The following is a 13,129-nucleotide window of genomic DNA, read 5'->3' as shown; positions in this document are numbered from 1 at the left end:
CGATAACAAGAGGCAAAGAGATGAAGTACGTTAGTTCTTATATTCTGTCTTCAAGCGCTACAAATAAACAACCATTGTGGTATTCATTTAAAATATGTTCAATTACCCTACTCTTCTCAACATTTATCGCGTGTTCAAAACTGCAACCAGAACCGACAGATACCGAATTTAGCCGCTTACAAGAGCGTGCAAATGCTGTAGAAATTATACGTGATAACTACGGCGTGCCACATATATATGCCAAAACAGATGCTGATGCCGTATTCGGTTTGCTCTATGCACAGGCAGAAGATGACTTTAAACGTATTGAACGCAACTATGTGTGGGCCATGGGGAGGCTTGCCGAAATAGAAGGTGAAGAAGCTTTATATAGCGATTTACGCGTACGGCTATATATGACGCTGGATCAAGCAAAAATTGAGTACCAAAAAGCTCCGCAATGGTTAAAAGATTTATGTATTGCTTTTGCCGACGGTTTAAATTTTTATCTAAAAACTCACCCTCATATAAAACCCAAACTTATCACTCAATTTGAGCCATGGATGCCGATGTTTTTCTTTGAGGGATCAATTGGTGGTGATATTGAAAAAATCCCCTTAGATGGCATTAAAGCTTTTTACGGTAGCGCGCAGAATATACCACTACAAGCCTCAATTGATTCAATGTCAGAACCTAAAGGCTCCAACGGATTTGCTATTTCTGGCAAACTCACTGAGTCTGGCAACGCTATGTTACTAATAAATCCACACACTTCATTTTATTTTCGTGGTGAGGTTCATGTTGTCAGTGAAGAGGGACTAAATGCTTATGGTGCTGTTACTTGGGGACAATTTTTTATCTACCAGGGATTTAATGAACACAATGGCTGGATGCATACCTCTACCTACGCAGATTTTAAAGACGAGTTTATCGAAGATATTTTTACAAAAAACGGGCAGCTTTACTACAAATATGGCAATGAGAGCCGTAAAGTAGAAGAGTCAACTGTAACGTTAAAATACAGAGATGGGAATGTGTTAAAAAACAAAGAATTCTCCATGTATCATACACATCATGGCCCCATTACTCATATGATAGATAACAAATGGGTAGCAACTAAGATCAACTGGGAGCCGGCTAAAGCATTAGAGCAATCTTATATTAGAACAAAAACACGCAACCACAAAGAATTCCATAAGATGATGGACATCCGAACAAACTCATCAAACAATACAGTCTATGCTGACTCGCAAGGTAATATTGCCTATTATCATGGTAATTTTATGCCAAGGCGGAATGCCGGCTTCAATTTCTCCAAACCCGTCGATGGCAGCAATCCAAAAACAGATTGGCAAGGTCTTCATGAACTTGATGAAATGATTACTTTATTAAACCCGGATAATGGCTGGCTACAAAACTGTAATTCGACTCCATTTAACGCTGCACTAGAATTTAGCCCAAAATCTAACGATTATCCCACATACATGGCTCCCGACGCAGAAAACTATAGGGGCATACATGCTGTTAGTGTATTAGCAGGTCAGGATAATTTTACTCTCGACAAGTTAATTGCACTTTCCTACGACCCCTTCTTACCCGCTTTTGCCGAACTTATCCCTAGCCTCATCGGGGCTTTTGATAAATCAAAAAATAAAGACAAAAAAACTTCAGACGCTATTGAAGTATTAAGAAAATGGGACTTTAAGGTATCGGAAGACTCCGTTGCAATGTCACTTGCGCATTTTTATGGAATGCATTACTTAAATAAAGGAAATACTCCTGAAGGCTTGAAGTTTGTTGAGAAAATAAGATATTTCAGTAATGATACCACTGAGAAGGAACGTTTAAAGTTTTTCTCCGAAGTACTCATAGAACTGGAAAACGACTTCGGCAAATGGAATATTCCCTGGGGAGAAGTCAATAGATTTCAACGTTTGAATGGCAGCATTGCTTCAAGTTTCGACGATACGCAACCTAGTGTAGCAGTAAACATGGCATCCGGTCGCTGGGGTGCTTTAGCTGCCTATGGCTCACGCAGGTTTGAAGGAACAAAAAAACTATATGGCTATCGAGGAAATAGTTTTATTGCCGTAGTAGAATTTGGGAAAAAAGTAAAAGCAAAAAGTTTGCTCGCAGGTGGCCAGAGTGGAGATCCCTTATCACCTCATTTTAACGACCAAATAGTGAATTATGTAAACACAGAATTTAAAGATGTTGCTTACTATAGAGAAGATGTTGAAAAACGCGCAACAGAGAGATATACACCTGGAGACCACTAATTACTATTAGCATTTCTATTTTCTTACACGGATGTAAGAGAACATAGCAACATCACTACCCATATTTACCTACTACAATATTCTAAATACTTATATCACTAAGCAGTTATATAAGCCAGTTTTTATCAAGCCGATAGAAAAGGTATGAGATTCGTCTAGACTAATAATGTCTATTATCCTCAACCAAATCTCAAAACTGAATTTCAGACGAAATCGGTGACAAATACATGCTTTTATCAAAGGTTAAAATAAAGAATAAATTATTATTACTTACAGTAATACCTATAATAGCAACATTTTTTTTAAGTTTTTTGTTACTAAAAGGCTTCATTCAGGAATATAACGACTCAAAGAAAGCCAATAAAATCATTAAAATTGTTAATATATTGGATAATATCGCACATCAACATGCAGTAGAGCGTGGACTCACCGCAGGTTATTTGGGGAACAGAAATGAGAGAACTAAAGCCAAAGTTATAGACCAGAGAAAAAAGGCAGACACAACGATACAAGCGCTGGAAAAATTAATACAAAACAATGAGTTTTCTACACTTATACCCCAAAAACAACTGTCAAATTTTCAAACATTTATTTTAAAAAAGAAAAAGATACAAAACCAAGTTGACAATATCACGTCATACAAAGGTGCATTTAAATACTATTCTGATCTTAATAAACAAGCCTTAGATATTATTGCTCAAGTTGTTCATATCATAAAACAACCCACTTTACGAAGTGAGCTAAACCAGCTAATTTCATTATTATGGATGAAAGAAAAAGCCGGACAAAGCCGCGGTGCCATCAACGGAGCACTGGCTAAAGGCAGTACATCGGTCACTCAGTACTCTTCTATCAAAGGTTATATTGAAGCATTCGAGTCGAGATTAAGCCTTCTTTTACTTTACGACGACACTTTTTCTTATAGTGATATTAAAAATTTAGAAGCAAGGAAAATTTTTTCTGATGTTGTTCAACATGAATCAAACTTTTTAAATAATACTAAAGATTTAAGCAAGGTTTCTGGGATAGCGCCAAGTGATTGGTTTGCACTAGCCACACAAAGAATTAAGGCTATCAAGAAAATTGCTAATGAACTTGCTGATTATGTAAGTCGAACTAGCGATAACATGGTATCCAAACAATATACTAACCTCATTATTGTTATTGTAAGTGTACTATTTGTTAGTATTGTCGCGATTAGCTTATTAATATTTATAGGCATAGATATTGTTAGCAGAACGAAGCAGTGTAATTCGATACTCAATACCAGCATCAATAACTTTGATTTAACACTACGTATACCTGAAAAAGGAGATGATGAACTTTCGTTTATCTCTCATGGAATAAATGAATATATCGATTGGATGGGTAAGCTGATTGCCAGTATTAATACTGTTATCAACACACTTGACAAACAAGTTGTGATATTTTTTGATCAAGTTAAAAAGAATAAAACATCTTTAGACGATCAACAGAACCAGACACAACAAATTGCAGCAGCGATTACACAAATGTCTGCCAGTATGAATCAAGTTTCCGACTCTTGTAAAGAAGCTGCTGAGCATTCCAAACAATCATCAGCGAATATTCAACAGACTCGCTTATCTACAGAAAAAACGTCTAGTGAAGCCCTTAAACTTTCGCAAAAGCTAACCTCATCACAGGATATTATTAAAAAATTATCCGACGATAGCGAAAATATAGGCGGCATCCTCGATACCATCCGGGGTATTGCTGAGCAAACTAATCTGCTCGCATTAAACGCAGCGATTGAAGCGGCTCGAGCCGGCGAGCAAGGCAGAGGTTTTGCAGTAGTAGCAGATGAAGTACGCAGTTTAGCACAACGCACTCAAGAGTCGACCGAAGAGATTCAACAAATGATCGAGTCATTACGCTTAAGTGCAGAAAAGGCAACTGGTACGATGCAGCAAAGTCGAGCTATCGCGGAAAATTGCTTGGATAGCGCTAAAATCACAACAGAGAAAATCAATGAGACTGAACACTTAATCAATGATACCGATAATCTAGTAATACAAATAGCAACAGCTACAGAACAACAATACACAGCTTCTGATGAAGTAGCCGCCGCTATAGAAAGAATTAACAGTTTATGCCATGAGAGTTTCGATATTTCACAACAGGTAGAAAATAGCGGTAATGACCTTAATACGGTTGCTATAGAACTTCGTGATAATATTAAAGACTTCAAATTTAGTTAATGTACAACTTCTACATTACTCGTCACTATCTTACATGTAGTTTTCACTCATCAACCCCAAGATATTACCTTTATCAAATGACATGCCGGTAATAATAGCCCCACCATAACCAACGTCATTTTTTTGGGGTTGCTTGATAACGTTTGTGTTATGTAAATGCTGCACTTCAAGTACGGTGTACGGACGCTGATATACCCAGCTACGATTTACCACCGCATTTAAATCTGAATCGGGTGGCGATTCTTCAGTGAAAGCATAAAAGTAAAGTGTGAAGCCATAAGGTTCTACTGATTGCACAGACAAAGGCTGCATACCAAGTTTGTTAATACAAAAATCATCGACCTGGTTTATATCATGACAACGCAAGGTCAATAAGTTTACCGATGGGCCTCCACCCAAGCGTGAGCAGTTTGACACAACTAAAGATGATTCCCCTTCAAAAACATGCTGTATTAACTCTATAACAAACCCCTCTGGCGCGATAATTTTTGTTAGATAGCCCACATCACGAAATTGGCGAGGTGCGGTAACATCAATCCCCTTCGCAATCAGCTGTCTATAGGCTAAATCAAGATCGGGAACTGCAATAGCAAACTTCCAATACAAATCCGCTTGTCGATGCTCATATTCCCCCTGAGACTGGACAAAGCGTATGCCCATCTGTTCTTCACTGTAACCTACCCGACCATTCGCAAGTTCATGCATTTCGAGTATATCGATGTAGAATTGCTTATGGATTTGTGGTTCATTGACATATAAGTCAAGCGTCTCAATTTTAGGCATACTACTTCTCCTTATTCAGCTGGCTTTATTGAGCAATTTCAAAATGATCCTCACGCATTAGCGCTTTACCATTAGGCTGAACAACCCATAGTTCATTAGTGATCACACCACTGGCATTATTCATCGTCCAGCCAGCTGAAATACTCGCAGACGTATCATTCATCACTTTAGTGTTTGGCTTAATATAAATAACATCATCAAAGCCCTTTGCAATAATATCTTCCCAGAAAGCTTGAATTGCCTTCCGGCCTTTATACTCCCCAAATGGTTTGACGACCATTATCGCATCTTCCTCGTAAAGTGCGGCCGCCGCTTTAGCATCACCGGCGTTAAAGGCATCTCGCCAAGCCTTGCTACCAACAGCCACAGCTGTTTGCACATCAAAATCCTGTTGCGCCTTAGCGCTTGCCTTATCAGCAAAAGTAGAGCCTGCATTTATTAGCAAAGTAGCTGCAGTCATAAGTGTTATTAAGTTTTTCATAGTCATCTCCGATTTCATATTGTCGATGTAGATATAATAGGAATGTCACTTTGTTTAATAAACTGCTATTATTTGAAATAAATGTTCACAAAAAAAGAACAATAGCTTATGCTTTCTGCGCTACCTCTTACCTTTGTCACCATTGTCGAAGCAGGCTCTATAACTAAAGCAGCAGATACCTTAAACCTCGCAAAATCGGCTGTTAGCCAAAACCTGAAAAGGCTAGAAGAGCAACTGGGCGTCAAACTCGCAGCTCGCACCACCAGGCAACTCTCGCTCACACCAGCGGGTGAGCGCTATTACAAACGCTGTAAGGAAATGCTCGCACTTTCAAACCGGGCGAGCACGGAAATGGAAGACTTCGGTGCCGCACCCGCCGGGCCAATCACAATTACTGCACCTCACGCCATGATGACGCCGATAATAGCACCAGCATTACTTAAAGTACGCAAGCGTTTTCCTAGACTCATACCAAAGGTTATCGCTGACGATAAGCGGCTTGACCTTATTGGCAATGGAATTGATATTGCAATTTCCGTAGGCGACCTACCCGATAGTAATTTAAAAGCCAGGCGAGTAGGCACATTGCAAGACACACTATGTCTAAGCCCCGGACTTTTTAACGAGCTAACAAACAACCAAGAAGTATTGGAAGAGAATCTACAAAACTTACCTTATATCGCGCATTTTCGTGAAGGAGAAACAACATCAGTAGAACTTACTTCAAAACAGACGGGAAAAACACTTCGACTCAGCTTTCAACCCACAGTTAAATGTAACACCATCGAAGCACTCGCTAGCTTCGCTCGGGAAGGCTTAGGCGTGGCACTATTACCAGATATTGCGATAGCACAAGATTTAAAAAAAGGTCTACTAGTACGCCTACTGCCAGAATACAATCTTAAGCCTCTTCCTATTTACGCCGTACATGTTTATGAAAAACTACCTCCTTTATCTGTATTAGAAGTTATTACAGCAATTGAGGAAGCAATGACTACCGCCAGCCTTGATGATTAAAACTGTTTTTTACGAAAACATCACACTACATAATATTCTAGCTTCGCGAAAAACAACCTAAGGCTCTACATTAGGTATGTTATAAAAAATAAAAATTATTACTTTTTAAAAATAATTTAAAAAATGTCATCTCTATTGCCATCTCTTTATTTCTATCCTCTATCTTTAGATTGCTAATAAATCAGCAAACTTTCTATTCATTGATTAATTAACGGATTCTTATCATGAAACTTTCAAAATTAACGCTAACGACTTTTTTCTTATTAGGTATTTTTTCGATAAATACATATGCAGTCGATAGATATACCTACACAGCGTTTAAACATCAAAGAGGCACCAGTGTAAACATTCCCGAGAGTGTTGTAACGAATTTATGTGCAGATTCAGATGGATGTAAGATTAGAATTTCAATGTATGACTGGGATGGTTTACGCCGCACAGCTTCAAGAGAAACATTATTCTTCTACAACGAAGACAACGGAAACTGGCGCGACTCTTCAGGTGACACACAGGGTACAAGTGGTAATGGCGGAACACAACATATCGAGCAAGCCTGGGCCTGCTATTTTACAGATGGAAACTATAGTGCCTGGACAAATCTAGGAGATACAAATTCTAGCTTCTCGTTGCTCTCATGGAATCAATATAACGCAGACTGCAGTGTAACGTTTATTGACTGACAATCACCTATAGCGGAGAAACTTTAACTCTCCGCTATAACTAAAGGATAAATAATGAAAGCTACACCAACATCAAAATTTTATATGCTAGTTACATTTACTTTTATACTAATAGTTATTTTTTCATTTCCATTTTTCGATTTCACAAGAAGCCAATATAAAAAATCTCTTTTGCAGGATACGAAAGCAAAAAACGACAAACACATTTTTCAATCTTCAAAAAATGAAATTTCAAAGGGGTCTATCAATATGGATATAGATAAATATAGCAATATTAACAAGGAAAAATCTACAGATAGTGAAGTTTATGAAGAATCCAATTCTGTAGAACTAAGCCACAACAATGTAGAGCCAAGTTATAATAATTTTGAGCAACAGGGTATTGGGCCGTACGCAGATCAAATAAACCTAATCAATGAGGAAAGTAATTGTACAGAAATATGCGCAACTACACTAAGTGTAAAGGCTATTGCAAAAGGAGATTTTGCCCAACAAGTAAATCAAGATAGCATTGAAAAACAGATTGCTATAAATAGAATAGTATTATTTCACAAAACTAAAGGGATCGAATTAAAAAGCAAAGGTAATCCACCACCAACAGATGTAGGCGCTTACATACTACCCGACCAATAGAAATAACCTCATACACTAAATATCTATAATATTTAGTTTGACTTAGCTATAAGGAAGTAATTATTAAAGAAGATAGCATCGACACTATTACTTGTTAACAACAATTTAACATATAAGGCGTTAAACGATTAAAACTCAATATAGTTCACAGAAAACTTAATAATTTGACTAGTTATTAAATTTTTAGCATATAAAACTTCAGTCACCTTTAACTTGCTGAGACGAAGCATCAAGATCTGACTCTTTTATAACAGCTTTTTGTAAGATTAATGTATTAGGGTAAGTTATTAATTCGTTCCCCTTCTTTATAAGAACATGGAAGAGAGTAATCTCTTCTATTACCCCTGCAATATCATCGTCTTTGTCAACCACACGAATTCTATCACCAACCCGATAAGGGAAACCGAAAAATATAACAAGGCTTGCCGTAATATTACTGAGAATTGACCATTGAGCAAAAAGCGCAACACCAAGAACAGCAAATATAGAAGATAGAAAAATAGAAATTTGTGAATACTCAACACCTAAAAAAGTGATCAAGAGAATCGAATAAAAAACCATTAAAGACATGCTTATAGTCTTTGCAATATATTTTGTCCGATAAGGGCTGACGGATCGAGAAGATGCAAACTTAGCTATCGCCGAATTTGACAACTTCACACTTATCGAAAAAGCGACAATTACTAGTAAAATAATAATAAAAATTCTCATTTTCTATCTATTAGCTCCTATAAAGCACCAAACTTTTCATGTAAGCCTACTTAATTCTAACTCTAGCTTTGAATTAATTTCAAATGTGGCGTTTTACGCTAATCTACCCGTTGAAACCATCCTGCTTAAAGACAGAGTGATAACGAAACTCCATGGTCTCTTGTAGGTGGCTCAAGTCGGCCTTAAGCATAAACCTGCATACAGTATATTTTTTATACATTAAGAGCAATACACTATTGCCAGAACCATCGGTTCTAAGCTCGGTAATATATAAGTAAACATAAGTTTACTAAACAGCTTTACTCTTTCCAATGCCATTACACATTACATCAGAAAGGCGCAAGCGCTTACAAGCCAACGCGTTTTCAAAAATACGAGCGATCGCCAAATCCGTTACTAAAGGCACCAGCACCACAACACTTACTTTATTAATCGCTTTTGGCATCGCGGGCGTTGTCACTACGACGGTTTTAATACGCTCAAGAAAAAAATAAGCAGAAATGTAGGTTTCATCATTATGTTAGGAGAATTCACCTTACAACCCAATGAAGACAAGCATATTCAAGTCGAAGGCTAGTTTTTATTATTAGTCTAGAGATCATCGCGTTTATTGGTAGTCAGACCACAACACTTATTATACGTTTAATTCGCTAATGAATATTTTATTTTTTATAGGATTAGGGTTAATGGGAATTGTATAGATATCACGCCGACATTTACTGCGAGGTATTCGCAGTAAATGTCGGCAATATTCGCCGTAATGAAATCGAATGGGAAGGGATACAAGCCATTCAAAATGATAAAGACTTTGTACAGTTTAACTCCCCTGAATACGGTTTTAGAGCGATGGCAAGAACATTGAGAAGCTATCAGCGGCGCGGTGTTTTAACGGTGCGAGATATTATTAACACCTATGCTCCCGCAAGTGAAAACCATACCGCAAATTATATTAGGTTTGTGGCAAGACGTTTAGATGTCTCACCTGATCAACCTTTAGAGGTGAATCGTAGGATGTTTGAATTAATAAAAGCCATTACTGTTTTTGAAAACGGTTCACGCTTTGAAAATCATTACGATGATACAACCATTCAAGATGGTATTGTGCTAGCGTAATGTAAACCCGGAGCTTAATAAATAAGGAAAAATGAAAAGATGAAAAGACGAAGCACAAGAACCACAAAAAAAGCCCGTAAAGGTCGCGATAGTAAAGGCCGGTTTTTAAAAGGTTTTTACCAACCCTGCACTAAAGGGGCAAGGATTCGCAAGGTTCGAAAACAATGTTAGATTAAAAAAGTGTCAACGATCACATATGAAAAAAATTGACATTAAAAATTTTATTATGACGCCCATGCTCCTTGGGCTATATTTCAATGACATGTAGAATTTTGCGCCTCTAGTATTTGTATCTTATGGGTACAAGTAAAGATTTTCTATCATGATCAGGCATTAAGGAGGATACCGCTATTCACCCTCGAATTATTCGCGTCATGTTCAGCTATATACAAGTAATATCCCGTAGCTTTGAACAACCCCATCCCGCCGCTACATTAAAAAAGTTTCGTGAACCGCTCTCATTACAAAACTTTATTACAGGCTACGGTGGCTATTCACAGTCATTTTGGAAAACATTTATTCATGATGTGTTACCCCATGATGCTTCATGGAGCATGATTGCACATTGTCTATATAATCAAAATGTACGCTTTTACGAGTTGCCGAGTAAAGATAGTGCACCCGTCACGCATAACGGTAAAGGTACCGGCTATGTATTTTTTCAAGGGCCGGAAAGCCTCCCTTCCGAAGCATTAGACGGCATGACAATGTTAGACAGTGAGAAAGCGCAAACGATTATGGCGACGGTGAAAGCTGATGCGTCGTACTGGAAGCGCTGTTTAAATCATGCTGGAATAGTAGAAGGATATTCACCTTTAGACGATGGATTACAAGATAAAATAAAATCCTATTTAGCTTCTGGTAAATTACGAGCATACAGTTTTTCTTATAAGCCTAAAATGTCCGCAACGGGTGAGTCTTCCTCAACCGTTGAGAATCATGTGCATAAACCTGTGCCGCTTGCGCCGGAATCACCCTCTAAGCCAACAGCACAGCCTCAAACCAGTACGCCAGGACAAACACCAGTAAACAACACACCTAAAAAGGATGATGTCACCGTGTTAGATCCTGGTGAAAAAGGCAACTGGAATGCTGAGCTTAACGGTAAGCTTAAGCCCGAACATAAGTACCAAGTAGGCCCGTACCTCTATGAGACCGATGACCAAGGCCGTATTAATCGTGTATCGGGTACGTTAGACTTAGAGAAGCGCGATAGAAACACCTACCAGCAAACCAAAGCAGGTAAGGAGGACGGGATTAAGGATGGTTTAGCTGATGACGAGGGCGGTCATATTATCGCCTCGATTTTCAACGGGCCAGGTGAGCAAATTAACTATGCGGCAATGGATGGCAACCTTAATAAAGGGGCTTGGAAGCGAATGGAAAATTCGTGGGCTGAGGCTCTAAAAAAAGACCCTCCAGAGGTAGTTATTGTTGATATTGACATCATATACGAAGGCGATAGTAAACGACCAGAAGCTTTTGAAGTGTTCTACGAAGTAGATGGTAAAGAGAAATTTAGAACTTTTGAAAATGTTGCGGGAGGCTAGCAATGGAAACAACAGTTGATCATATATACAAGTCTGTAGCTCAAGAAATGATAAATAATATACCTGATGACTGGAGCCTGTCACATTTAGATGTTGAGCGCGAAGCCGGAGATACAATAGGCTTTTCTGGTGGGTGGACTAGTAAGCAAGGTCAGTTTAATTCGTTCAAGTTTCGTGAATTTAAGAATAGACGAATGCTGGTTAAGAATTTTCATAAGTTGCATGAAATCACCACAGAAGGCGGTGCCAATAAATGGAACAAGGCCAAGTTTGTTTTAAAGCCTCAAGGAGAATTTGAAATTAATTTCGAATGGGATCAATCCTTAGCAGATGAAATAGAAGCCCTATCTAAAGACTAAAAATTCAACAACAATAGCCCACTCTAAAGCCAGCTCAATAGCTGGTTTTTTTGTGCTTTTTGGGTGTCCAAAAGGAGTCCACTTTATAGGGTAAAAAAGGGGGTTATAGGGTAAGACGCTTTTTTAGCGCAGTATGTAAGTGCTTGATTTTATTGATAAAGGGGAATAAAGGGTAGAAATAAATGGCGGAGAGCTTTAGTAAAAGTTCGAACCAATTCTTCGAGACGTTAGAGGAATGGAACACCTATCTAGAGGCCGAAGTACCAGAGGTTTACCGACCAGATGATCCAGCACCTTAACCCCACATATACAGCAGAGAAGTGACTGCTCAAAAGTTGTACTGCGCCTTGCTACCATTTTCTAAAATACTTTCCCGTTCACTCATCATGAACCTGTTATCCTTTTATCACTCAACGCAACAGGACTAATAATGATGACAGAACGCACCGCACAAAAGCCCCATGTGTGTGTCTATGGAGATTTAGCCAATTTGATGAATTTGGGAGGTGATCTGCCATTAGTATCAGAAACTCTAAACTGCCCGCCAAGTTATGAGAGCAACACCTATCAGGGAATGAACAGCTCATCATTGCAAGACCTCCATTCCCTAACGCACATATGTTTGGATTTGGAGGTATGACAGCGTGGTAAGTACATCTAAAAATTCAAAATCAGAGTTTGAAGCCCAACTTACCGCAGCACTTATGCTACAGACTAATGCGCTTGTTTCAATCAAAACAGTGACAAAGCTCTGTAGTTTGTCCCGGCAGGAGATTGATCGCCGGGTATATAATGGTACATTCCCAAAACCGCAAAAGCTATCCAAGCAAGATAATGCCATCCGCAAAGCCTTTCGCTTACATGACATCCAAATCTGGCTTGATGATCCGCATAATTACCAGCAATAAGAATACTGTTTAACCGATTCTGTCCCACACTAAGTGAGTAGCCCAATGAGTAGCCTGAGGTTTTTTCAAACTTTTGCCATAAAGCCACTCCTTGCATAAACCATTGAAAAACTTAGGAAAAAATGGCGCGCCCGGGAGGAGTCGAACCCCCGACCTTTTGATTCGTAGTCAAACGCTTTAACATTTAAATAATTGATATGTGCCTTAGTGACAAAGGCTTTTAAGGCATTGGAAAGCCTTATTTCTTCAGCAAGATAAATTTTCCCAAGATAAACCAATAAAAATGTTAATAAACAACAAGTTAATTCGCTTTTTTGTTGTACATACTGCCTCATTATGACCATATTGTAAGGGTAATTTGAGTAGCCCAGTGAGTAGCCCAAAAAGGATTTGGACTAGCTGACTCCAAAAGTAACA

15 protein-coding genes are annotated in these 13,129 nt (G+C 38.4%); 10 read left to right on the top strand and 5 right to left on the bottom strand.

Features of this window, described 5'->3' with window-relative positions:
• Positions 1-20 precede the first annotated feature (20 nt).
• Positions 21-2,258 (top strand): acylase, encoded by a 2,238-nt coding sequence (locus BVC89_RS05645; RefSeq protein WP_086930248.1) that lies wholly within the window; start codon positions 21-23, stop codon positions 2,256-2,258.
• 227 nt (positions 2,259-2,485) lie between these two features.
• Entirely contained in the window at positions 2,486-4,477 is a 1,992-nt protein-coding gene (locus tag BVC89_RS05640; protein WP_086930247.1) for a methyl-accepting chemotaxis protein, read from the top strand.
• Positions 4,478-4,507: 30 nt separating this feature from the next.
• Here BVC89_RS05640 and BVC89_RS05635 read toward each other — a convergent pair whose 3' ends face one another.
• On the bottom strand, positions 4,508-5,260 hold the full coding sequence (locus BVC89_RS05635) for a VOC family protein (protein WP_086930246.1): 753 nt from the start codon (positions 5,258-5,260) through the stop codon (positions 4,508-4,510).
• A gap of 25 nt (positions 5,261-5,285) precedes the next feature.
• Positions 5,286-5,741, bottom strand: coding sequence for an SgcJ/EcaC family oxidoreductase (locus BVC89_RS05630; RefSeq protein ID WP_086930245.1), 456 nt, complete (start codon positions 5,739-5,741; stop codon positions 5,286-5,288).
• Positions 5,742-5,849: 108 nt separating this feature from the next.
• Between BVC89_RS05630 and BVC89_RS05625 the strand changes: the two genes are divergently transcribed.
• The 3 genes from BVC89_RS05625 (at position 5,850) to BVC89_RS05615 (ending at position 8,071) form a co-directional block, all read left to right on the top strand.
• Positions 5,850-6,758, top strand: coding sequence for a LysR family transcriptional regulator (locus BVC89_RS05625; protein WP_086930244.1), 909 nt, complete (start codon positions 5,850-5,852; stop codon positions 6,756-6,758).
• 224 nt (positions 6,759-6,982) lie between these two features.
• Complete coding sequence (locus tag BVC89_RS05620; RefSeq protein ID WP_086930243.1) at positions 6,983-7,438, top strand: hypothetical protein; 456 nt, start codon at positions 6,983-6,985, stop codon at positions 7,436-7,438.
• Between the two features lie 54 nt (positions 7,439-7,492).
• A complete protein-coding gene (locus BVC89_RS05615) occupies positions 7,493-8,071 on the top strand; it encodes a hypothetical protein (RefSeq protein ID WP_086930242.1) in 579 nt (192 codons plus the stop codon).
• 198 nt (positions 8,072-8,269) lie between these two features.
• On the opposite strand, the gene BVC89_RS05610 is transcribed toward BVC89_RS05615, so the two are convergent.
• Together BVC89_RS05610 and BVC89_RS29570 are read right to left on the bottom strand one after the other, a co-directional pair.
• Positions 8,270-8,782: a mechanosensitive ion channel domain-containing protein gene (locus BVC89_RS05610; RefSeq protein ID WP_086930241.1), complete on the bottom strand. Its 513-nt coding sequence runs from the start codon at positions 8,780-8,782 to the stop codon at positions 8,270-8,272.
• A gap of 289 nt (positions 8,783-9,071) precedes the next feature.
• A complete protein-coding gene (locus BVC89_RS29570; protein ID WP_158657801.1) occupies positions 9,072-9,227 on the bottom strand; it encodes a hypothetical protein in 156 nt (51 codons plus the stop codon).
• Positions 9,228-9,475: 248 nt separating this feature from the next.
• On the opposite strand from BVC89_RS29570, the gene BVC89_RS05605 reads away from it, so the two are divergent.
• From BVC89_RS05605 to BVC89_RS05590, 5 genes are all read left to right on the top strand, one after another.
• Entirely contained in the window at positions 9,476-9,895 is a 420-nt protein-coding gene (locus BVC89_RS05605; RefSeq protein WP_086930240.1) for a hypothetical protein, read from the top strand.
• 374 nt (positions 9,896-10,269) lie between these two features.
• Positions 10,270-11,445 (top strand): DNA/RNA non-specific endonuclease, encoded by a 1,176-nt coding sequence (locus BVC89_RS30105; protein WP_216825095.1) that lies wholly within the window; start codon positions 10,270-10,272, stop codon positions 11,443-11,445.
• Between the two features lie 2 nt (positions 11,446-11,447).
• A complete protein-coding gene (locus BVC89_RS05595) occupies positions 11,448-11,804 on the top strand; it encodes an immunity protein YezG family protein (RefSeq protein ID WP_086930239.1) in 357 nt (118 codons plus the stop codon).
• 430 nt (positions 11,805-12,234) lie between these two features.
• Positions 12,235-12,444 carry a hypothetical protein gene (locus BVC89_RS29565; protein ID WP_158657800.1) on the top strand — a complete coding sequence of 70 codons (210 nt, stop codon included), beginning with the start codon at positions 12,235-12,237 and terminating at the stop codon, positions 12,442-12,444.
• Positions 12,445-12,448: 4 nt separating this feature from the next.
• Positions 12,449-12,712, top strand: a complete 264-nt coding sequence (locus tag BVC89_RS05590) for a helix-turn-helix transcriptional regulator (protein WP_086930238.1) — start codon at positions 12,449-12,451, stop codon at positions 12,710-12,712.
• Positions 12,713-12,777: 65 nt separating this feature from the next.
• Here BVC89_RS05590 and BVC89_RS05585 read toward each other — a convergent pair whose 3' ends face one another.
• Complete coding sequence (locus tag BVC89_RS05585) at positions 12,778-13,047, bottom strand: hypothetical protein (RefSeq protein WP_158657799.1); 270 nt, start codon at positions 13,045-13,047, stop codon at positions 12,778-12,780.
• Positions 13,048-13,129: the final 82 nt, after the last annotated feature.

The organism is Agarilytica rhodophyticola (genome assembly GCF_002157225.2).
Lineage (GTDB): Bacteria > Pseudomonadota > Gammaproteobacteria > Pseudomonadales > Cellvibrionaceae > Agarilytica > Agarilytica rhodophyticola.
The sequence above is the reverse complement of the archived record's forward strand: the minus strand, read 5'-3'. Positions and strand labels throughout refer to the sequence as shown.

Excerpts from the sequence above, each read along its gene's own strand:
- BVC89_RS05640 (WP_086930247.1), top strand. The coding sequence starts at position 2,486 with ATGCTTTTATCAAAGGTTAAAATAAAGAATAAATTATTATTACTTACA.
- BVC89_RS05630 (WP_086930245.1), bottom strand. The coding sequence starts at position 5,741 with ATGAAAAACTTAATAACACTTATGACTGCAGCTACTTTGCTAATAAAT.
- BVC89_RS30105 (WP_216825095.1), top strand. The coding sequence starts at position 10,270 with ATGTTCAGCTATATACAAGTAATATCCCGTAGCTTTGAACAACCCCAT.
- BVC89_RS29565 (WP_158657800.1), top strand. The coding sequence starts at position 12,235 with ATGATGACAGAACGCACCGCACAAAAGCCCCATGTGTGTGTCTATGGA.
- BVC89_RS05645 (WP_086930248.1), top strand. The coding sequence starts at position 21 with ATGAAGTACGTTAGTTCTTATATTCTGTCTTCAAGCGCTACAAATAAA.
- BVC89_RS05595 (WP_086930239.1), top strand. The coding sequence starts at position 11,448 with ATGGAAACAACAGTTGATCATATATACAAGTCTGTAGCTCAAGAAATG.
- BVC89_RS29570 (WP_158657801.1), bottom strand. The coding sequence starts at position 9,227 with ATGCCAAAAGCGATTAATAAAGTAAGTGTTGTGGTGCTGGTGCCTTTA.
- BVC89_RS05635 (WP_086930246.1), bottom strand. The coding sequence starts at position 5,260 with ATGCCTAAAATTGAGACGCTTGACTTATATGTCAATGAACCACAAATC.
- BVC89_RS05615 (WP_086930242.1), top strand. The coding sequence starts at position 7,493 with ATGAAAGCTACACCAACATCAAAATTTTATATGCTAGTTACATTTACT.
- BVC89_RS05625 (WP_086930244.1), top strand. The coding sequence starts at position 5,850 with ATGCTTTCTGCGCTACCTCTTACCTTTGTCACCATTGTCGAAGCAGGC.
- BVC89_RS05585 (WP_158657799.1), bottom strand. The coding sequence starts at position 13,047 with ATGAGGCAGTATGTACAACAAAAAAGCGAATTAACTTGTTGTTTATTA.
- BVC89_RS05620 (WP_086930243.1), top strand. The coding sequence starts at position 6,983 with ATGAAACTTTCAAAATTAACGCTAACGACTTTTTTCTTATTAGGTATT.
- BVC89_RS05610 (WP_086930241.1), bottom strand. The coding sequence starts at position 8,782 with ATGAGAATTTTTATTATTATTTTACTAGTAATTGTCGCTTTTTCGATA.